General features: G+C 65.0%; 23 protein-coding genes. 6 read left to right on the forward strand and 17 right to left on the reverse strand.

Annotated features, from left to right (window positions below; translation table 11 throughout):
- Positions 1 to 30: 30 nt before the first annotated feature.
- The 3 genes from D4Q51_RS03575 to D4Q51_RS03585 are packed head-to-tail and all read right to left on the reverse strand — an operon-like array spanning position 31 to position 1,755.
- Positions 31 to 918: a sterol desaturase family protein gene (locus tag D4Q51_RS03575; protein WP_120076380.1), complete on the reverse strand. Its 888-nt coding sequence runs from the start codon at positions 916 to 918 to the stop codon at positions 31 to 33.
- Positions 918 to 1,322, reverse strand: coding sequence for a hypothetical protein (locus D4Q51_RS03580; protein WP_120076381.1), 405 nt, complete (start codon positions 1,320 to 1,322; stop codon positions 918 to 920). The genes D4Q51_RS03575 and D4Q51_RS03580 overlap by 1 nt, the downstream gene beginning before the upstream one ends.
- On the reverse strand, positions 1,315 to 1,755 hold the full coding sequence (locus D4Q51_RS03585) for a protein tyrosine phosphatase family protein (RefSeq protein ID WP_120076382.1): 441 nt from the start codon (positions 1,753 to 1,755) through the stop codon (positions 1,315 to 1,317). Before D4Q51_RS03585 ends, D4Q51_RS03580 begins: the two co-directional genes overlap by 8 nt.
- A 263-nt stretch (positions 1,756 to 2,018) precedes the next feature.
- On the opposite strand from D4Q51_RS03585, the gene D4Q51_RS16015 reads away from it, so the two are divergent.
- From D4Q51_RS16015 to queC, 6 genes are all read left to right on the forward strand, one after another.
- Positions 2,019 to 2,804, forward strand: coding sequence for a cold-shock protein (locus tag D4Q51_RS16015; protein WP_120076383.1), 786 nt, complete (start codon positions 2,019 to 2,021; stop codon positions 2,802 to 2,804).
- A 132-nt stretch (positions 2,805 to 2,936) separates the two neighbouring features.
- Positions 2,937 to 4,127 (forward strand): aspartate aminotransferase family protein, encoded by a 1,191-nt coding sequence (locus D4Q51_RS03595; RefSeq protein WP_120076384.1) that lies wholly within the window; start codon positions 2,937 to 2,939, stop codon positions 4,125 to 4,127.
- The gene (gene argF / locus D4Q51_RS03600; RefSeq protein WP_205689431.1) at positions 4,124 to 5,086 is read left to right on the forward strand and encodes an ornithine carbamoyltransferase; all 963 of its coding nucleotides are present in this window, start codon (positions 4,124 to 4,126) and stop codon (positions 5,084 to 5,086) included. Before D4Q51_RS03595 ends, argF begins: the two co-directional genes overlap by 4 nt.
- 40 nt (positions 5,087 to 5,126) lie before the next feature.
- Positions 5,127 to 6,023: an Hsp33 family molecular chaperone HslO gene (gene hslO, locus D4Q51_RS03605; RefSeq protein WP_120076385.1), complete on the forward strand. Its 897-nt coding sequence runs from the start codon at positions 5,127 to 5,129 to the stop codon at positions 6,021 to 6,023.
- Positions 6,024 to 6,099: 76 nt separating this feature from the next.
- Positions 6,100 to 6,504: a hypothetical protein gene (locus D4Q51_RS03610; protein ID WP_240624548.1), complete on the forward strand. Its 405-nt coding sequence runs from the start codon at positions 6,100 to 6,102 to the stop codon at positions 6,502 to 6,504.
- Between the two features lie 49 nt (positions 6,505 to 6,553).
- The gene (gene queC, locus D4Q51_RS03615; protein ID WP_120076386.1) at positions 6,554 to 7,246 is read left to right on the forward strand and encodes a 7-cyano-7-deazaguanine synthase QueC; all 693 of its coding nucleotides are present in this window, start codon (positions 6,554 to 6,556) and stop codon (positions 7,244 to 7,246) included.
- A 5-nt stretch (positions 7,247 to 7,251) separates the two neighbouring features.
- Here queC and D4Q51_RS03620 read toward each other — a convergent pair whose 3' ends face one another.
- The 14 genes from D4Q51_RS03620 to D4Q51_RS03685 all read right to left on the reverse strand — a co-directional run bounded on the left by D4Q51_RS03620 (position 7,252) and on the right by D4Q51_RS03685 (position 18,242).
- Positions 7,252 to 7,782, reverse strand: coding sequence for a superoxide dismutase family protein (locus tag D4Q51_RS03620; protein ID WP_162925120.1), 531 nt, complete (start codon positions 7,780 to 7,782; stop codon positions 7,252 to 7,254).
- 57 nt (positions 7,783 to 7,839) lie between these two features.
- Positions 7,840 to 8,298, reverse strand: coding sequence for a DUF2793 domain-containing protein (locus D4Q51_RS03625; RefSeq protein ID WP_120076388.1), 459 nt, complete (start codon positions 8,296 to 8,298; stop codon positions 7,840 to 7,842).
- 10 nt (positions 8,299 to 8,308) lie between these two features.
- Entirely contained in the window at positions 8,309 to 10,492 is a 2,184-nt protein-coding gene (locus D4Q51_RS03630) for a phage tail protein (RefSeq protein ID WP_120076389.1), read from the reverse strand.
- 10 nt (positions 10,493 to 10,502) lie between these two features.
- Positions 10,503 to 10,910, reverse strand: coding sequence for an NlpC/P60 family protein (locus tag D4Q51_RS03635; RefSeq protein ID WP_162925121.1), 408 nt, complete (start codon positions 10,908 to 10,910; stop codon positions 10,503 to 10,505).
- On the reverse strand, positions 10,907 to 11,725 hold the full coding sequence (locus tag D4Q51_RS03640) for a DUF2163 domain-containing protein (RefSeq protein ID WP_120076390.1): 819 nt from the start codon (positions 11,723 to 11,725) through the stop codon (positions 10,907 to 10,909). The genes D4Q51_RS03635 and D4Q51_RS03640 overlap by 4 nt, the downstream gene beginning before the upstream one ends.
- Positions 11,722 to 14,037, reverse strand: a complete 2,316-nt coding sequence (locus tag D4Q51_RS03645) for a DUF2460 domain-containing protein (RefSeq protein WP_120076391.1) — start codon at positions 14,035 to 14,037, stop codon at positions 11,722 to 11,724. Before D4Q51_RS03645 ends, D4Q51_RS03640 begins: the two co-directional genes overlap by 4 nt.
- Positions 14,038 to 14,049: 12 nt before the next feature.
- A complete protein-coding gene (locus D4Q51_RS03650; RefSeq protein ID WP_120076392.1) occupies positions 14,050 to 14,634 on the reverse strand; it encodes a tail tape measure protein in 585 nt (194 codons plus the stop codon).
- A complete protein-coding gene (locus D4Q51_RS03655; RefSeq protein ID WP_120076393.1) occupies positions 14,627 to 14,821 on the reverse strand; it encodes a phage tail assembly chaperone in 195 nt (64 codons plus the stop codon). The genes D4Q51_RS03650 and D4Q51_RS03655 overlap by 8 nt, the downstream gene beginning before the upstream one ends.
- A complete protein-coding gene (locus tag D4Q51_RS03660) occupies positions 14,818 to 15,132 on the reverse strand; it encodes a gene transfer agent family protein (RefSeq protein WP_120076394.1) in 315 nt (104 codons plus the stop codon). Before D4Q51_RS03660 ends, D4Q51_RS03655 begins: the two co-directional genes overlap by 4 nt.
- A complete protein-coding gene (locus tag D4Q51_RS03665; RefSeq protein WP_120076395.1) occupies positions 15,129 to 15,536 on the reverse strand; it encodes a phage major tail protein, TP901-1 family in 408 nt (135 codons plus the stop codon). Before D4Q51_RS03665 ends, D4Q51_RS03660 begins: the two co-directional genes overlap by 4 nt.
- A 22-nt stretch (positions 15,537 to 15,558) precedes the next feature.
- Complete coding sequence (locus D4Q51_RS03670; RefSeq protein ID WP_120076396.1) at positions 15,559 to 15,948, reverse strand: DUF3168 domain-containing protein; 390 nt, start codon at positions 15,946 to 15,948, stop codon at positions 15,559 to 15,561.
- A complete protein-coding gene (locus D4Q51_RS03675; protein ID WP_162925122.1) occupies positions 15,949 to 16,122 on the reverse strand; it encodes a hypothetical protein in 174 nt (57 codons plus the stop codon).
- A complete protein-coding gene (locus tag D4Q51_RS03680) occupies positions 16,119 to 16,667 on the reverse strand; it encodes a head-tail connector protein (RefSeq protein WP_120076398.1) in 549 nt (182 codons plus the stop codon). The genes D4Q51_RS03675 and D4Q51_RS03680 overlap by 4 nt, the downstream gene beginning before the upstream one ends.
- A gap of 420 nt (positions 16,668 to 17,087) precedes the next feature.
- Complete coding sequence (locus D4Q51_RS03685; protein WP_120076399.1) at positions 17,088 to 18,242, reverse strand: phage major capsid protein; 1,155 nt, start codon at positions 18,240 to 18,242, stop codon at positions 17,088 to 17,090.
- Positions 18,243 to 18,250 lie beyond the last annotated feature (8 nt).

The raw sequence follows: 18,250 nt of genomic DNA on the forward strand, positions 1-18,250 counted from the left end.
CCGGGAGCAATCCCGGCCCTTTTTGTTTGCCTATTGTTCGCCCCGGCTTTCCAGCCAGCGCCGCCGGATCATGTCGGACGTTTCGCGGCTGCCGTCATGGCTCCAGCCGGGTTCTCGCCAAAGGTAGGAAAGTTTGTGCCGCCACGGTGCCTTCCACACGTCGCGCGCGATCCCGATCCATTCGTGAAATACGGCGTAGAAGAGGTTGAACGTGCCGAGCTGGCTGACGATGCCATAACGAATGCGGTCCTCGCCGTCTTCGGGAGCGAAGGTGCCGAACAGCCTGTCCCACACGATGAACGTGCCCGCATAATTCCGGTCGAGATAGCGGGCGTTCACGGCATGATGGACCCGATGGTGCGACGGGGTATTCATCACCGCTTCGAACCATCGCGGCAGTCGCTTCACCGTCTCGGTATGGATCCAGAACTGGTAGACGAGGTTCAATCCCGCACAGGCGAGGATCATGCCCGGCTCGAACCCGATCAGCGCGAGCGGCAGGCGGAAGATGAAGGACAGGGCAACGAAACCGGTCCAGCTTTGTCGCAGCGCGGTGGAGAGGTTGTAGTGCTGGCTGGAATGGTGATTGACGTGGCTCGCCCAGAACCAGCGCACGCGGTGCGCACTGCGATGGAAAACGTAGTAGGCAAGGTCGTCCAGCACGAAGCAGAGCGGCCAGGCCCACCATGCCCAGCCGATGGAGAGTGGCGCAAAACCGTGCACCCACACCAGCAAGGCAGCCGTCAATCCGCCGGTGATCGCGCCTGCAACGGTGCTGCCGAGGCCAATGGCGAGTGACGTGCCGGTATCGCGCCATTCATAAGCGTGGGCATCACCGGCAAAGCGCGTCCACAGCAGTTCGCCTAGGATAAGCGCCACGAAAACGGGAATCGCATAGGCCACGGGGTCGAAAGGCATCAGCCGTTATTATCACCGCTGTCAGTATTGGCCCAGTCTCTTGCGCTTTCGCCGATGGTGATTCGCAGGAAAGGCCGGTTTCCAGGGGTTACCGAATCGCCTTCCACCCGAATGGGTGTATCGGGCGGCACCAGCCGAAAAACGAACTGGTTGCCATGCGGCACCAACATGGCGAGCCGCCCGTCAGCATCGCGGGCGATGGCTGCTGCGCCTTCCGTATCGAGGGCGATCTCGACCGGTTCGAAACCTCCAGGGGCCAGCCTGAACAGTTCGCGCGCTTCCTCCTCATCGGAAAGGTTCGCGCTCTTCCGTGAGCCCAGCAACCAGGCGACCGTGACGATCGCCACGACGGCTGCAAGTGAACCGACGAACTGCAGCACCGCCGCTGGCACCGCGTCAGTCACTATTCCTGACGGCCAGCATTTCCAGCGTCGGCCGGATGCCGCTGATGTCGTATCCGGCGGAAGCTGCTGCGCGCGTCAACGTATCCGCATTCTTGCCACGATGCGCTTCCGCCAATGCCCAAAGGTAGGTCGAACGGGTGCCGGAACGGCAATAAGCGAGGATCTTTCCATCCGCCTTTTCAAGCGCCCGCGCCATGGCATCCACCTGGGGCTGGCTGAAGCCGGAATGGCCAACCGGGATGGCGACATAGTCCATACCCTTGTCGCGCGCGGCATGCTCTATCGCTTCACCGCGGGGCTGGTCCTCGCTCTCCCCGTCCGGCCTGTTGTTGACGATCAGGCCGAATCCCTGCGCCGCCGCCTCGTTTATGTCGCTTTCGGTAAGCTGCGGACTGGCCCACACGGTATCGGTCAGTCGCTTGAAATCGGTCATGGTCGGGTCCCTTGGTGCCTGGCGGCGGATGCCGCTATATGCCTGCAAAGGGAATGCGATATGCCGCGCTGAAGGGCAAGGGCAGGCCGTTGCAGCAGTGTCACAGGGGCGTAATCTTAAATCATTCGCGTCGGGACGCTTTCTCCGTTATACATGCACGCAGGTGCGACAGGGCAGGTCCGTCGTACCCGGTCGATGGGAGGTTCGCTCGCGCTATCGACTGCTGTTTTCGACGAGGGCGGGATTGAAGGTTTTACGTATACATGGGTTATGATCGAGGGCGTCGCGGTCGGGGGCGCGACAAGCGGGACAATATCGGCGAAGAAGGTTTCGATCCCTTCATGGACGGACCTCCGCCCATGGAAGGCGGCGGCTGGCGCGATGGCGGGAATGACCGCTTTGGCGGCGGCGGCGGTCGCTTCAACGATGATCGTGGCGGCGGCTATGGCGGTGGAGATCGCGGTGGCTTCGGCGGCGGCAACCGGGGCGGTGGCTTCGGTGGCGGCGGCGGTGGCCGTGGCGGTCCGCGCGGTGGCGGCGGCGGTGGTGGCGGCATGCCCGCTCAGGTCGTTGGCACTGGCCAGGGCAAGGTAAAGTTCTTCAACGCCCAGAAAGGCTTCGGCTTCATCCAGCGCGATGAAGGCGGTGAAGACGTGTTCGTGCATATCAGCCAGGTGGAACGCGCCGGGCTGGAAGGCCTGGCCGAAGGGCAGGAACTGCAGTTCAACCTCGTCGACCGTGGCGGCAAGATTTCCGCTGCCGACCTCCAGGTCGTTGGCGACGTGATTGAAGTGCAGTCCGCACCGAAGAGTCCGCAGCGCGAGCTGACCGGCGAAAAGGCCGTGGGCACGGTGAAGTTCTTCAACACCATGAAGGGCTTCGGCTTCATCACGCGCGACGATGGCAAGGAAGACGCTTTCGTGCACATCAGCGCTGTCGAGCGTTCGGGCCTTCCCGGCATTGCCGAAGGGGACCGATTCGAATTCGATCTCGAAGTCGACCGACGAGGCAAGTACTCGGCCGTCAATCTGGTGCCGGCGCAGGGCTGAGCCCGCACCCACCAGCCAAGGTAGTGGCGGCCGTGTATGTTTGACCGGCCGCCACCACCCTCCTAGATGAGAGCTATTGGCGGTCCGGCGAGACCGCTTTTTTGATTGCAAGCTTTCTCAAGGAAAATTCAAATGTCCATCACTCCGCTGATGCCCGTCTATCCACGGTGCGGCGTCCGGCCCGTAGAGGGCGACAACTGCCACCTGATCGACGAGGACGGCACCCGCTACCTTGATTTCGCTGCCGGTATCGCGGTGAATCTACTCGGTCATTCGCACCCCGGCCTGATAGGGGCGATCCAGCAGCAGGCCGCCAAGCTGATGCATGTGTCGAACCTCTACGGCAGCCCGCAGGGTGAGGAGCTGGCGCAAAAGCTGGTCGACACGACCTTCGCCGATACGGTGTTCTTCACCAATTCCGGCGCCGAAGCTGTCGAGTGCGCGATCAAGACCGCACGTGCCTATCACCAGCATGCCGGGAACGAAGAAAAGTACGAGCTGATCACGTTCAAGAACGCGTTCCACGGTCGCACGATGGCGACGATCAGCGCGTCGAACCAGGAGAAGATGCACAAGGGCTTCAACCCGCTCCTGCCCGGCTTCAAGTACGTCGAGTTCAACGATCTGGAAGCTGCGAAGGCAGCCATCGGCCCGCACACGGCAGGTTTCCTTGTCGAGCCGATTCAAGGCGAGGGCGGCATTCGTCCGGCCACGCAGGAATTCATGACCGGCCTGCGCCAGCTATGCGACGAGCATGACCTGATGCTGGTGCTGGACGAAGTCCAGTGCGGCGTCGCGCGCACCGGCACTCTCTACGCCTACGAGCAGTACGGCATCGAGCCGGATGTAGTCGCCACGGCAAAGGGTATTGGCGGCGGCTTCCCGCTGGGCGCGTGCCTTGCCACGGAAAAGGCCGCGCGCGGCATGGTGATCGGCACGCATGGGTCCACCTACGGCGGCAACCCGTTGGCGATGGCGGCAGGCAACGCCGTGATGGATACCGTCGCCAACGAGGAGTTCCTCGCCGAGGTGCGCGCCAAGGGCGAACGGCTGCGCAGCCGGCTGGAGCAGTTCATCGGCAACTATCCCGAGCTGTTCGAGAGCGTGCGCGGCATGGGTCTGATGCTGGGCATCAAGATGAAGGTCGAACCAAGACCGTTCATGGTGCACCTGCGCGACAATCACCAGTTGCTCACCGTGGCCGCGGGCGATTCCACGTTACGGCTGCTGCCGCCTCTCGTGATCGAGGATGCCGAGATCGACGAGTTCTTCGAAAAGCTTTCGGCAGCCGCTGCAGATTTCGAGGTCCCGTCAGACTCATGACCGATACGCCCCCGCTCGACGTTGCGCCGGTGGTGCGCAATTTTCTCGACCTGTCGGATGCTGGTGGTCACGCCATCGCGGCGATGATCAACGACGCGCAGGATCGCAAGCGCGCCCGGCGAGGTTGGCCCAGGGGCATGGCCGACACAGACCAGCCGCTGGCGGGCCACGTACTGGCCATGGTATTCGAGAAAAGCTCCACCCGCACTCGGGTTAGTTTCGATATCGCTATGCGCCAGCTTGGCGGTTCGGCGCTGATCCTCGATGCGGGAACGTCACAGCTCGGGCGGGGAGAATCGATTGCCGATACGGCACGCGTGCTGAGCCGGATGGCCGATGCCATTATGGTGCGCACCGACGATCACGGCAAGATCGAGGAAATGGCGCAATATGCCCACGTGCCCGTCATCAACGGGCTCACCGATCGCTCGCACCCGTGCCAGATCGTGGCTGACTTGCTGACCGTGATCGAGCATCGCAAGGCGCTGCCGGGTCTTGAGGTGGCGTGGTTCGGCGACGGCAACAACGTTCTGCAATCGATCCTCGAGGCAGCGGCGCTGATGAAGTTCAACGTGCGCGTGGCAACGCCCGCAGGTTTCGAACCCGAAGCGGAATTCGTGCAGATGGCTCGTTCCGCCGGCTCCACCGTCATCCTGACGCAGGACGCCGCCGAGGCGGCTTCCGGCGCGGACGTCATCGTAACGGACACCTGGATTTCGATGGGTCAGGCCCATGCCGAAGAAAAGCTGGCAGCGATGGAGCCGTACCGCGTGAATGCTGCGCTGATGGCGCAGGCCAAGCGCGACGCTATCTTCCTGCACTGCCTGCCAGCCCACGTCGGCGACGAAGTGAGCGCGGATGTATTCGAGGGTCCCCAGTCCGTCGTCTTCGACGAGGCGGAGAACCGGATTCACGCACAAAAATCCGTCTTGCTGTGGTGTTTCGGAAAGCTGGGCTGACCGCGCTTCAAAAAGCCGCGCTGCGCCCCATATGAGGCGCATGAGCGATACCCAATCCGAGACATTTTCCGACGAACTGCTTGGCTTCTCCATTCCCTCGCGCGATTCGCGTGGGCGGGCCGTGCGGCTCGGCCCTGTGCTGGAAGACGTGCTGTCCGCACACGATTATGCGCCCGCACTCAAGCACGCCCTGGCCGAGGCTCTCGTGCTGGTGACGCTGATGGGCGGTCTGCTGAAGGATGAAGGCGACCAGCTAACCATGCAGGCGCAGGGCGAGGGCGGTATCGTCAGCCTGCTGGTGTGCGATTACCGCGATGGGCAGATCCGCGGTTACGTGGAGCACGACGAGGAACAGATGGCAGCCGAAGGGGTCAACCCCTCGCTCGAAGCCCTGTTCGGCAAGGCGCACCTCGCTATCACGTTCGATATTGCCAAGATCGGCAAGCGCTACCAGGGCATCGTGCCGCTGGAAGGCAACTCGCTTTCGGCGGCCGTGGAGAGCTATTTCGCCCAGAGCGAGCAAATTCCCACCCTGATCCGCACGGCCATTACTTCCGGTTCAGGACGAACGACTGCGGCAGGATTGCTGGTCCAGCACCTGCCGGAGGGTGAGGAAGGACGCGAACGCCTCCATGTTCGCATGGACGATCCCGAGTGGGAGCACGTGTCCGTGATGGCGGAGAGCCTGCGGCACGAGGAACTGGTCGAGGCCGGTCTGTCGCTCGAGGAAATGATCTGGCGTCTCTATCACGAAGAGGAAAAGGTGTTGATCAGCCCGGGGGCGTCCCTTTCCAAGGGTTGTCGCTGTACCGTCGAGCATTTCGAAGATGTACTGTCGCGGTTCCCCAAGGAAGATCGCCGCGACATGGCCGACGAGGATGGGATAATACTCGTCGATTGTGCGTTCTGCTCGAAAGTCTTCCCAATTCTGGACTAACAGTTCGTCGTAACTGCAGTGCAATTGGTCGTTCATCTAATTCGTGCTACACAGCCTGTTGAAGGAGCAGAATACCGTGTCAGGCATCAAGGGCAGGTTTGGTATTGCGAGCGCGGCAGTGGCGACTGCCATGGCGCTGACCCCTGCCTCTGCCCAGGCGCCCGAACTGGCGATGCTCAATTCCCTCGACAAGGGCACGTGGGAATTGCGTCTGCGTCCCGAAGGGACAACTCAGCGAATCTGCCTGCGCACTGGCCGGGAATTCATCCAGTTGCGCCATCGCCAGCCGAATTGCGATCGCTTCGTTGTTCAGGATGAGCGGAACGAAGTCACGGTACAGTACACATGTCGAGGCAACGGGTATGGCCGCACGACCATTCGCCGCGAAGGACCCGACGTGGTGCAGATACGCAGCCAGGGTATCCACGGCGGCGCGCCGTTTTCCATCGAAGGCGAGGCTCGGCACGTCGGCTCCTGTTGACAGGCGGCTTCCGCTTGCCCGCGGCAGCATGAATGCCTAGCGCGCAGACATGACTGCAAACGAAAAGATCGCCGTCGTCCTTCTCTCGGGCGGGCTGGATTCCATGGTGACCGGCGCCCTGGCTCGCGAGCAGGGCTTTCGCCTGCATGCGCTTTCGATCGATTACGGTCAGAGGCACAGGCGCGAACTGGAGAGCGCTTCGATCATCGCGGGGAAACTGGGCGTGGAGCGGCACGTGCAGTTGCCACTCGACCTTCGCCAGTTCGGCGCCTCTGCACTTACTGACGACATCGACGTGCCCAAGAGCGGTGTGGGTGAGGACATTCCCGTCACCTACGTTCCGGCGCGCAACCTGCTGTTCCTTGCCCTGACGACGGCATTTGCCGAAAGTTCGGCGTCGAGCGACATTTTCATTGGCGTGAACGCGCTCGACTATTCGGGCTACCCGGACTGTCGCCCGGAATTCATCGCCAGCTTCGCGGAAACCGCGCGCCTGGGGACGAAACAGGGTGTCGAAGGGCGACCCTTCGAAATCCACGCGCCCCTGCAGCATATGACCAAAGCGGACATCGCCTGCGAATGCGATCGGCTCGGCCTCGATCCCGCGTGGAGCTGGTCATGCTACGACCCCGCGCCGGACGGACAAGCCTGCGGTCTATGCGACAGTTGTCGCCTTCGCCTGAAAGGCTTTGCCGAAGCGGGGGTGGAGGACACCACCCGCTATGCGGCCAAGCCGGACTGATCGCGTCAGCTGCGGGAGAAGACGCCGCAAGCCACGCGGCTGCCCGCTGCGCCTGCCGGGTCGGTCATGTAGTCGTCAGCGCCTTCGTGAACCACGAGAGCCGTGCCATCGGCGTCGAAAATCTGCGGGATCACCGTGGCGCTGGAACCGCGCAGTGTCGTGCTGACCGTGCCGACGCCTGCGGCAGAGACTTCGGCGTTGGGCAGGTCACCAAGGTGCGCGCCCTGCGGGTTCTGCGTACCGTGCTGGTTGCCCATCGGGTTCAGGTGACCGCCGGCTGAGGTGAAGTCGCTGGCACTGCAATCGCCGGTCGTGTGCAGGTGGACGGCGTGGGTGCCTTCGGAAAGGCCATCCAGAGACACCGACACCATCACTTCGTCGTTCTGCGAATAGAGCATGGCCGTGCCGACATCGTTGCCCGAACGGTCCTGAATCATGGCGCTGCCGATTTCCATGGCTTCCTGCTCGTAAGGCGTGGCGCAGGCAGCGGTGGCGAGAACGGCAAGTGCGGCGAGGGGAAGGGTGTGGCGGTGCATGGCGTTTCCTTTGAACTGCATTCCCCTGTCTTACGCATCAGGCCGCCAAAGTTTCCGTCACGCGAGGGGCAGGATGCCCAGCGTCACCATTTCCGAAATCAGATCCTCGATTGCAGCGCGCGCTTCCGCGTCGACGGTGCTGCCGCCATCGGGAACGGAAACAGGGGTTGCCCGATGCCAGCCCTCGGCGAAGCGCGCCATGCCGCCTGCTTCCTTGTCGAACAGCGTCATGCCTTCGACCGGGGTGAGAAACAGCCAGCTGCCACCTTGCCGGCAGGCGATGGTGCCTGCCTGCTCGGCCCAGTCGCCGGAGGGCTCTGCGCCGACGATCCAGCATTCGCCGTCGGAGGGAGTAACGGGCGGCACGCTGGCCTCGCCCTCGACGACGATATGCAGCAAGGCATCGAGGAGGGCGAAAGCCTCGTTCACGGTAAATTCCTTCTGCGCCTGCGCGGCAAAAAGGTTCGGCAGGCCGTGGCGCGGGGTAGAGGAGGTGAAAGCGAAGGGATCGGACATAGAGTTAGCCTTAGTCGAGTGCGGTCAGGAAAAGGGGTTTGGATCGGGCGTGGGAGCCGACTTGCAACACCCACAATGGCTTGCCGGGATGTTCTCCATGGAGCGCGGCAAGATCCGCAGCACCGATAGCCAGCCAAGGTTCTGAGGTTTCCCAGGTCACCACCGGCGCGTCGGGATTACCCAGACCCACTTCGTAGCGCTCGGCCTGCTCGTTCAGCGGCACGTCCACCGTGCCACTCCAGCCCCAGCTGCCACGCGAACGGCGGGTCCAGCGCAGCACAAGGCTGCCATCGCTATCGCGGACGGCGCGGCCGTGCACGGGCGTGAGTGGCTCGCGGCTTCGCCCTGCAGCCATGATCGGCGCGACCACGGCTTCGTTATCGGCAAGGCCGATCGCAGCAATCACACGACTGTCAGAGACTTCGCTCGGCTGCAATGCAATCGGCTTGCGGTCGAGCAGGATGAAACCCGCCCCGGCAGGCGTGCCACCAGCGGCGACGTGTTCCGTACCCCCGCGACCGCGAAGGAGTCCTGAGAGAAGCCATTGGCCTCCGCCTAGGTCCTCCGCATGACAGAACTGGATGATTTCCTCTCCGACCACCGCGCGGTTTGCGCCGCTCGCAAGGTCGTCCGGCGTGGCCGTTGGCAGGACGAGGTCCGTTGCGTCCAACAGAACGTCCAGAGTCGCCTGCCGATCGATGAACAGGGCGCTGCCGGGCGCAAGGGCGGAGGACGTGGTACCGGTTATGCTGCGCCGCGTGCCAGTGCCGCCGATAGGCACGAGGCTGCCGCCACGCTCGGCGTAGAGCGTAGCGCCGGTCCACCCGGACGTTGCCGAGCTGGGTGCGGCGAAGACCTGCCGCTGGTCCATGCTGCCTTCACCGTCCCAGGGCAATTCGACTGCGCGCAAGGTCGTGGGGCTTGCGACCGCGTCCTTGGGACTGGCGGGCGTGCCGGGGTCGGTCGGCGTCTCGGCGCCGCGCAGATAGGGCAGGCGGAGCAGTTCAAGCTCCAGCCCGTTCTCGCGCCATTCCCACGCCTCGATCCGCCACTTGCCGGACTTGCCCGGCACGGTGACGATCTGACCGGGGCCGATTGCCGGATCGAGCTGGGCCACGCGGTAGGCCATGCGCTCCTGCGACCAGCCAGCGCGTTCGGCGGCGTCGTCTGCCAGTTTGCGAGCTTTCGTCGCCGCAAGTGCTCCGGGAAATTCCACGATGCGGCTGCGACCGGCCTGTGCCCGCCCGCCCGCCCGTTGCAGACCTGCCTGGTAATCGCGGTCGACGTCGTAATAACGCAGGCCGCCGGGCAACTGGACCGCGTCTGCCCGCCGCTGGCTGGCGCGTCCGGACACGGCACCGAAACTCTCGCGCGACAGGTCCACCGCAGCTTCGGGCAACCGGGCGACGGGTTCGCCCGCCGGATGACCGTCGAAGAACGTCAGCCGCGTCCCGCTGGCATCGCAGGCGAGGGGATAGACCCGGTCGACCGAATCGAGCACCGCCTGAAGCGGGCCGCCGGAGTCGGAATAGCCTTGCAGGCCTGGCAGCACGCGGTCCGCAGAGCCCGTCGCGATGGCGGGCGAAACTATGGATTGCAGGCTCACCGCGCCATCGTCAGCCACGATCTCGAAGGTAAGAGCGGGAATGCGGTTGCCGAAGTCGCCCAATTGCAGGTCTTCGAACACGCAATAGGCCAAGCCCCGGAAGGCAGGGCAGGCCGCGCCCTTGTCGGCCGCGATCAGCGGGTCGGGCTGCTGGTCGCCGTGGCCGGAATGGACGCGGAACGTGCCGCCCACCTTCAGGTCGCCCGCGCTTCCGCGCAGCAGGTTTCCGTCCGCCCAGATGCGCCGGACAGTGGCAACCGGGCGGCTCGCCAGAGCGACCGCGAACGAGGTGGAATAGCTGTAGGTGGTGACAGAGGGCTGACCTTTGCCGCCGCCTGCTTCCTCGCTGCTTTCGACGAGGTCGGTAGCCCAGATGATCGTTCCGGCAGCGCGCATGGTGCCGAAATGGCGCGGCACGGGTGTGCCGTAGCTGGAGGTGGTGACGCTGAGTTCCTGCAGGCGTGGGCCTTCGCGGTCTGCGGGGCCGAACAGCGCGCCGTCGATCTGGCTGCCGAGCAGCGAGCCCAGCGCACCGCCTAGCGGTCCGCCGATGGCCGTGCCGACGGCAGTCAATACGAGAGTAGCCATGGAATATCCTTCAGTTGCCGGTCAGGCGCCAGCGGGCGACGACTGGCCAGGGCAAGGGCGCCGGGCTTTCCACCACGCGCCCCAAACCGGCATGGGCATGGATCAGCGACGATCGGGGGCCGACAATCGCGAGATGGAATTGCGCGGTCGAGGGGCGAAGCAGGACGACATCGCCGGGCCGCGTGCCACCTTCATGCGGAACCAGCCCGGCAGCGGGGAGCAGGCGGGCAAAGTGTGCAAGATCGAGGTTGCGCATCGCGTAGCGCGGCACCGCAGGCGGCGTTCGCCCGATCCGCGCCAATGCTGCGTAAACAAGTCCGATGCAGTCGACGCCGGTGCCGGGATCGCGGCCAAGCAGGCGGAAGGGCGCGCCGACCATCTGCTGCGCTGCTTCGGCGAGGGCTGTCGCATCGCTCACGAGGAACTCGTGGGATAGCGCGTGAGCAAGTCATTGCCGGGCAGGAACGGCTCCCCTTGGAAATTGGCGGCGTTGCCGAAGCGATTGGCGCAGGTCTCGATGGTGTGATCGCAACCCTCGCGCAGGTAGGCGCGGTGGCCCGCTGCCAGGTCGGTTGCGATGGATTGGTCAAGCACCAGCAAGCCGCCCAGCACATCCACGACATGCATCGTGATCCCGGAATGCGGGCCGTCAATCCAGCGCACTTGCCCGTGGCGGTAGGCTTCGGCGGAAGGTCCGCCAAAGCCCACGGCGTTTCTATCTGCATCGATCAGCGAGGCATGGCCGATCCGCGTGAAGCGCGCGGGGTTCAGGCGGCACGCGGCATCGCAGAAGGCGGCACGGCACGTGGGGCTGGTGCGAGGAACGAAGTCTTCCTCCAGCGCCGCCTTGGCGGAGCGCAATTCGGCGGTGAAACCCTGATCCTCCGCAGAGATGTTCCCCAGCGTGCCGTGAAAAAGGCTTGCGCGAGACAGGCTGGTCCAGTCGACAAGGCCGATGGCCACGCGTGCATCGGCGTAGCGCCCGCTTTCGAGGTCCGCCGCCGAAATGGTATCGTGCGCAAGGATTCCCTGCACTTCCACGCTGTCCCGCTCCAGCTTCGCGGTGCGGCGGATGGCGGAGGGCAACATGCCGGGCGCTGCAAGATGGGTAACGCCGTCGAACGTGAGCGGGCGATTGTGGCTGGTGAACGCCAGCGTCACCCCGTCCCGGCGCTCGATACGCCACCACGTGGCAACGCCTTCCAGCTCGTTGCCGAAGAACACGGGCGTCATACGTCCTCGCGCACTTCGACAAGCGGCACCGAGGGGGCCTCACCTGCGGCAAAGGTAGAGCAGGAGATGTCGAGCCGGTCCTGTGCAAACCGTACGGGCACGTCGAACAGGAACCCTGCGCGCACTTCGGTTCCTTCGGGCGGGGCATCGCTCAGCACGACGCGACCACCGGCGCCCAGCGTCCAGTCTGTTGTCTCCACGCCGCCTACGCTGACCCGAATCGTTTCCGCGCGGGGGCGAGTGATCTGGCGGACCTGTGGATCGTTGCCCGCACCGTAGGACTTCGACAGCCGGAAGGTTGCGGCAAGACCGTCGCCGGTGCCGATCAGCTGGTCTGTGGGCGTGGGGCTGCCGGTAAGGCCGTTGGAGCTGAAATCGAACGGGTCCGCCAGCCTGAACCCGCGGGCGGGGCCGCGGCGGGCACGGAAGAATTCCAGCAGCACGCCCAGCTCGGCCTCGGACCTGAGGCCGGGACCGACATCGTAATGCATCCGCGCGTCGCTCCACTGACTGTTGCGCCGTTCGAAACCCGACGCGGTGAGCGAGATGGAGGTGGAGAATTCGGGGCTGGCGGCGGTATCGCGCCCCAGCGCCAGCGGGTAGAGCACATCGTCGAAAGCTTGCAATTCGTCCTCCTGGGATTGGGTCAGGCGCACGTATCCGTCGCGCAGGACCTGGGGCATGGCCCATACGAACTGGCGCGGAACGCCGCGTTCGATGGCTTCGTCCACGCCGTCGTCGATCAGCTGCCAGAATGCGTCCGCGTCGGCCGGGTCGAGCACGAAGCCGGATAGGTAATCCTGCACGGCCAGCGGGTAGCCGAGCCGTTGCTGCACTTCAGCGTAGGCCCTCAGGCGCCGGGCTTCGGCTCCCGTGGTCAGCCAGTCGTAATCCTCGAGCTGAAGCCGTTCGTAGGCGGGATAGGCCCAGTCTGTCGGCATGTTCGCGCGCCGCAATTCCGGCCATTTCGGGTCGAGCACGGTAGGTGTGAATAGCAGCAGATAGACCTGCGCCGCCTCTCCCGCCGTCGCCTTAACCGTGTCGCGGATCGCCTTGGTGGCATTGGCAAGGCGCTTTCCGGCCCAGTCGAGGTGGTTGAGCTGCGCTTGGTCCAGCGTCGCGGTGAGGTCCGGAATGTCAGGCGCATCGGGCACAAGCCGCCGGGCGTCCTCGTCATAGATGCACAGCTTGCCTTCGGGCGTGATCCACCACCACGGTTCGCCGATCTGGAAATGCACCGGCAGTCCTGCGTCCATCACCTGCCGGACAAGCGCCGTCGCGACCTTGTGAAGGAAGAACATGCCTTTCGAAAGCGGGGTGATAAGCGTGGAGGGCGGGTCCCACCCCGTCAGCGCCAATTCGCCGTCGTAGGTGCGCTGGCCCCATTCGGGCGGGCAATGCTCGGCAAACAGTTCAAACGAAAGCGAGACGACCGGCTCGAAACCGAATTCCACGCAGCGGGCGAAGAAATCCTCGTGCCAGGCGATGAACGGCTGGCACAGCACTCCCGTCGGTTCTGCCTGCAACTTTCCCTGCTTTCGCGTGAGCCTGTAGTAATGGCTCATGCCGACGTAGTGGACCAGCGCATCGCGGTAGCCCAGTTGCATGATGCCGCGCATCATCCGGGCAGGCGTGAGGTTGTAGCTGTCGTCGTAGGCGGTGCACATATGCAGGCCGTGCGGCGGCACGATCACGTCGCCGATGGTCAGCATGGCGCGGTCGCCGTCGCAGTTGATCTCGGTCAGCTCCACCCATCCGTTGCTGCGGGCGAAGAGCAGTCCCGCGGCGTCGGGATCGTAGGTCGGGGCCACCAGAGAGATGAACATGCGGTCTATGTCGCCGGGCGCCACCGCGTCGCCGTCTGCCAACCATCCTTCGCGCAGGGCCGAGAACGGCAGGTTCACGCTCGCATCCTGCGGCGTTCCCTCGGCGTAGTTCCACAGCCGCACATACCAGCTACGCGCGGTTCCCGAAGCATCGCGGCCTTCGATAGTCAGCGTTGGCCCGTGCACCGCATCCAGTGGCAGAACGCCGTCGGAACGCCAGCGGAAGCTGAGCGTGGTGCGCGAATAGTCGCGGTCGGTATCGTAGGAGAGCAGCGGGTGGTCGAACCGGTCCTCGCTCTCCCAGATCAGCCCGACCAGCCCGCCCGCAAGCTGCAGTTCGAGATCGACCCGCAGCGAATCGGGGCCGGTGGAGACCACGCTGGCCATGTCGCCGCGCGGGAAATCCACGGTCCAGAAGCGCGGGTCGAAGCGCTGGATGAAATCGGTGTCCTGCCCATTGCGTTCACGGGCGAGCCAATAGGCCATTACCTGTCTCCCTCAGCCTTCTCTCATTGCGCGGGCAACGGCGCTTGCGACCTGGCGGGAGGAGCGTTGCAGCATCACCGGCGCATCGGTGCCGCGCGGAGCGGCGAGGTTGATCGAAACGCGCACATCGCGCCCGCCACCCGGTTGCGGAATGCCGGCCTCGACGCGGCCTGCACTGGTGGGCACGAACAGCTCCGGCCCGCGCTCGCCGACGAGATAGGCACTGCCAGGCGCGACGGGACCGCCGGTGGCGCGGCCGGGCAGACCGAGGACCGAACCGACGAGGCCGTTCAGCAGCGAGCCCAGCCCGCCTGCGCCGCCGCCCTGCCCCTTTCCGAACAGGCTGCCGATGCCGGACTGCACCGCTTGCGCTGCGATCTGGTTCATCGCGTTGAAGGCCACGTCCTTCAACTCGTCGAAGCCCAGCTTGCCGCGCCGGATAGCGGACAGCAGGCCGCGCTCCAGGACGTTCCCGGCGCGGGAAAAGCCGTCGAGCAACGAGGTGTCGAGGCTGGTGCGCATCGATTCCACGTCGGCGCGAAAGCCGGCGGTGCTGGCGCGCACGTCCACCATCAGGGTTTCCACGGTGTCATCCATTGCTGTCTTGCTCCAGGAGACGGTCGAGGTCGGCGCGGCTCATGCCGTCCGCTTCGCCATCGGGGGTTTCGAAAATGCTGGCGAATTCGCGCGGCGTGGCTTGCCAGAACCAGTGCGGCGGCCAGCCGAAGAGGCGCGCGGCCACACCGGCAAGGCGCCGGGCATGGTCGCCGAACCGCTCGTTCATGACCGGCCTTGCAGGATCTGCTTGAGCAGTTCGCGCAATGGGCCGGAGGCTGCGGCAAGGCCCATGGCCATCACCGCCTCGCCCATGACATTGCGCGAGATGCTTTCGCGCCCCTCGCAGCAATGCCAGAACAGCGCGGCGATTTCCGCCAGCCGCAACCGGCCCTCGCTGGCGCGTTCGACCAGGGCGAACAGCGGGCCGAGTTCGTCCTCTGCCGCCACCAGCGCGGCGAAGGTCGGGCGCAGGACGCGAACCTGCCCGGCGACGACCAGGGCAGCCTCGCCGCGTTCGGGATTGGCTGTCTGGCTCATGCGGGGATCACGGCTCCCGAGCTTTCCAGCTGCAGCGTGTAATTGCGCTCGCCGTTGAAATCGCCCGCGTAGTCGAGCCGCTGGACGAGGAAGCGACCGCGCAGCTTCGCGCCGTCCTCGAACGACAGTTCGAAATCCTCGATCGTGCCTGCCAGCGCATGGGCGCGGATCGCGGCTTCGGCATCGCTGCCGAGGAAAATGCCTGCCGCGCTGACGGAGACCGAGCGGGTGCCCGCGCCGGAGAGCAGGTCTCGCCAGCCGCCCGACTGCTTGTGCGTCACGACCACGGCATCGCCGTTGATCGACATCTGGGTGGTGCGGAGACCGGCGACGGTTTCATAGGTGGGCGGCTGTGCGCCGTCCCCGATCTTGAGAAGGAAGGCGCTGCCTTTCTGGGCTGTCATGGGTGTTTCTCCGGTGTTGGGGTCAGGCTTCGAGGATGCGGAAGCGGTATTCGATCAGCACCGCACGCGTGTTGCGCGGGCGCTGTTCAGCGCGGGCGCGCAGGAAAGTGGTGCTGGCCAGTTCAAGGCCGGGATGCTGGCGAGGCAGACTCTCGATACGCTCCTCGACCTGCGAGGCGATGGCCGAGGTTTCCGCCGCTGCATCCCCGCGGGTCTGCAGCTCCAGCGCCACGCGAACCTCGCGTCCGCGCCGGGTCTTCGTGCTCCAGTCGGTGCTGGCGCTGGCGGCGATGCCGAGCCATGGCAGGCTGGCGCGCGAGGGGGCTTCCTCGGCAACGTCATTCAGCGTGGTGGAAAGGACCGGGTCGCTCGCCAGCCATTCGATCAGGATCGTGCGCAGCAGGCTTTCCATCTAGCGGGTGTCCTTCATCGTATCGGGCCAGAGAAGGCGCGCGTCGCGCCAGCGCCAGGGATCGCGCTGCTTTTCGCGCAGAGTATTTTCGGCGCGGGCTTCGGCCTTGATGCGGGCGCGGGCGGCAAGGCGCCGGGCGAGGGCGGCAAAGCCGTTCGTCGATGCCTCGATCATGCCAGCCGCATCCGGCGCCAGGGCTGCCAAAGGGCTGCGACCGCACGCGGTGGGGCGTGGTTCGCCTCCCCGGAATCGCGGTCGCGATACTGGTGCGCGGCGAGGCGGATGATGCCGTGGCGCAAACCTTCGGGAAGGCTTGCCCAGTCAGGCGCAAGCCCCGCATCGAAGCGCACCACGATGCGGCTTTCGGCAATTGCGCGCGTCAACCGGACCCGGCCACAACCTTCTGCGGTAATGTCGATCAGGTATCCGTCCACCGGCAGCGGGAAGCGTGTTCCGTCGGACGCCAGGCGTTCGACACCGGTGATGGACACGACGGGCGCGGCGGCAATGCGCTGCCAGTCGTAACGATCGGGCAGCACTTCCTCGCATCCCGCCTCCAGCGGAATCAGCCCGGTAAAGGCCTCGCAGGTGTCGAGCGCCGCGCGCAGCAGGGCCGTGAGGGTATCGTCGTCGCGGGTGGTGGTAATCGCGAGCCAGTCTTTCAGCTCGGCAAGCGCCGCGTCCGCCAGCAGCGGCGGCACGATCATAGCTCGCTTCATTTGGTTTTCCTTTTGTGTTTCGATTGCGCCTCCGCGCAATCGTCCTCGGCGGATTCTTGTTTCATGCGCCCATCTCCGTGGGCGCGTCCTCGGTGCTATTCGCTCCGCTTCGCTGCGCGGCACCTGCGGGCTGCGCGGTCGCGCGCTGTCGGTCGCTGGTCGCGACCGAAATAAGTGCAGTGTCGACACGGAAGTGCGGGACACGGTCCGCGACTAGCGGACCGCAAGGACGAATGGCCGCCCGCAGCGGGCGCCGCTATGCTGCGCATCTAGCGAGGACGCTCCGACGGAGGTCGGAGCGAAAAACAAAGATGCCCGCCTGCCGGAGTTGGGGAAGGGAGAAACTCAACGGCAGGCGGGCTAAACGGGCGGCGGCATGTTCCTCGCCGCCCGCTGGTCGAAGCGTCAGATGGCGCGCGCTTACGCTTCGATTTTCAGCAGCTTGATCGCCGAGCTGTCGAGCACCTGGCCGCCCACGCGCTTCGTGGCGTAGAAGTGCACGAAGGGCTTGTTGGTGAACGGATCGCGCAGGATCTGCGTGGCGCTGCGTTCGGCGATGATGTAGCCGGCCTTGAAGTTGCCGAAGGCGATCGGGAAAGCGCCGCCTGCCACGTCCGGCATGTCTTCCGCTTCGATCACCGGGTAGCCCAGCAGGCGATCCGGCTGGCCTTCCACCAGGCCCGGCTGCCACAGGAATGCACCGTCGCTGGTCTTCAGCTTGCGCACTTCGGAAAGCGTGGCCGAGTTCATCACCCAGCTTGCACCTTGGCGATGCCCCGCCTTCATTGTGTGCACGAGGTCGATCAGGCGGCCCTCGGGATTGGCGTCGAAGCCGTCCGCATCGCCCGAACCGATGTACTGCACCGAGCCGAACGGACGCACGGCATCACCCGCCATCGAGGTCGGCGAGGCGAGGAAGCCGCGCGGCTGGTCCACGCCAGAGCCATTGACGAAAGCAGCACCTTCGGCGCGGGCGAATTCCATCGCCACTTCGCTGGCGAGCCAGCCTTCGAGGTCGAACGCGGCATCGTCCAGCATGGACTGGCTGGCGGCCGGGTTGGCGTAGAGCTCACCCGTCGGCGGCGCAATTTCGGCGAAGTTCGGGGCATCGGTTTCCGGGCGCGGGGCGCTCTCGCCGACCCAGCCCGACGCGGTGCCGCCGGTGGTGACGAGCTTGCGATAGCCCGCAGAGCCGACTTGCACCACCTGCGCGATCTGGCGGATGGGGGAGATTTCCTTCAATTCGCTCGCGATCATCGCATCGATCTCGCGCGGGACGGCATAGCCGCCATCGGCGGGGCTGGAGCCGGACATCGACTTCAGTTCTGTCTCACGGCCACGGCGCAGGTAGCCATCGACGAAGCCTTTGACTTCGGCGCTCGGTTCGGTGGCACCAGCATTGCCGATAGCCGGACGCGCGGCGGCCTTGCCGATCCTGTCGATCCGGGCTTTCACCTCGTCGACGTCCGAACGCAGCACCTTGATCGCTTCGTCGGCCTTGTCCTGGCGGGCGACGATGTCGAAGCTGTCGTTGAGCGTGTCGGTATTCAGAGGGGTTTCGATCTGGATATCCATGTATTTCC

Source organism: Aurantiacibacter odishensis, from assembly GCF_003605195.1.
Lineage (GTDB): Bacteria > Pseudomonadota > Alphaproteobacteria > Sphingomonadales > Sphingomonadaceae > Alteraurantiacibacter > Alteraurantiacibacter odishensis.

What these genes read in the sequence shown, in the direction of transcription:
- queC (WP_120076386.1), top strand. Translation starts at nt 6,554, where the DNA reads ATGACTGCAAACGAAAAGATCGCCGTCGTCCTTCTCTCGGGCGGGCTG.
- D4Q51_RS03640 (WP_120076390.1), bottom strand. Translation starts at nt 11,725, where the DNA reads ATGACGCCCGTGTTCTTCGGCAACGAGCTGGAAGGCGTTGCCACGTGG.
- D4Q51_RS16015 (WP_120076383.1), top strand. Translation starts at nt 2,019, where the DNA reads ATGGGTTATGATCGAGGGCGTCGCGGTCGGGGGCGCGACAAGCGGGAC.
- D4Q51_RS03625 (WP_120076388.1), bottom strand. Translation starts at nt 8,298, where the DNA reads ATGTCCGATCCCTTCGCTTTCACCTCCTCTACCCCGCGCCACGGCCTG.
- D4Q51_RS03680 (WP_120076398.1), bottom strand. Translation starts at nt 16,667, where the DNA reads ATGAAGCGAGCTATGATCGTGCCGCCGCTGCTGGCGGACGCGGCGCTT.
- hslO (WP_120076385.1), top strand. Translation starts at nt 5,127, where the DNA reads ATGAGCGATACCCAATCCGAGACATTTTCCGACGAACTGCTTGGCTTC.
- D4Q51_RS03595 (WP_120076384.1), top strand. Translation starts at nt 2,937, where the DNA reads ATGTCCATCACTCCGCTGATGCCCGTCTATCCACGGTGCGGCGTCCGG.
- D4Q51_RS03620 (WP_162925120.1), bottom strand. Translation starts at nt 7,782, where the DNA reads ATGCACCGCCACACCCTTCCCCTCGCCGCACTTGCCGTTCTCGCCACC.
- D4Q51_RS03630 (WP_120076389.1), bottom strand. Translation starts at nt 10,492, where the DNA reads ATGGCTACTCTCGTATTGACTGCCGTCGGCACGGCCATCGGCGGACCG.
- D4Q51_RS03660 (WP_120076394.1), bottom strand. Translation starts at nt 15,132, where the DNA reads ATGAGCCAGACAGCCAATCCCGAACGCGGCGAGGCTGCCCTGGTCGTC.
- D4Q51_RS03575 (WP_120076380.1), bottom strand. Translation starts at nt 918, where the DNA reads ATGCCTTTCGACCCCGTGGCCTATGCGATTCCCGTTTTCGTGGCGCTT.
- argF (WP_205689431.1), top strand. Translation starts at nt 4,124, where the DNA reads ATGACCGATACGCCCCCGCTCGACGTTGCGCCGGTGGTGCGCAATTTT.
- D4Q51_RS03665 (WP_120076395.1), bottom strand. Translation starts at nt 15,536, where the DNA reads ATGACAGCCCAGAAAGGCAGCGCCTTCCTTCTCAAGATCGGGGACGGC.
- D4Q51_RS03645 (WP_120076391.1), bottom strand. Translation starts at nt 14,037, where the DNA reads ATGGCCTATTGGCTCGCCCGTGAACGCAATGGGCAGGACACCGATTTC.
- D4Q51_RS03585 (WP_120076382.1), bottom strand. Translation starts at nt 1,755, where the DNA reads ATGACCGATTTCAAGCGACTGACCGATACCGTGTGGGCCAGTCCGCAG.
- D4Q51_RS03650 (WP_120076392.1), bottom strand. Translation starts at nt 14,634, where the DNA reads ATGGATGACACCGTGGAAACCCTGATGGTGGACGTGCGCGCCAGCACC.
- D4Q51_RS03655 (WP_120076393.1), bottom strand. Translation starts at nt 14,821, where the DNA reads ATGAACGAGCGGTTCGGCGACCATGCCCGGCGCCTTGCCGGTGTGGCC.
- D4Q51_RS03685 (WP_120076399.1), bottom strand. Translation starts at nt 18,242, where the DNA reads ATGGATATCCAGATCGAAACCCCTCTGAATACCGACACGCTCAACGAC.
- D4Q51_RS03670 (WP_120076396.1), bottom strand. Translation starts at nt 15,948, where the DNA reads ATGGAAAGCCTGCTGCGCACGATCCTGATCGAATGGCTGGCGAGCGAC.
- D4Q51_RS03675 (WP_162925122.1), bottom strand. Translation starts at nt 16,122, where the DNA reads ATGATCGAGGCATCGACGAACGGCTTTGCCGCCCTCGCCCGGCGCCTT.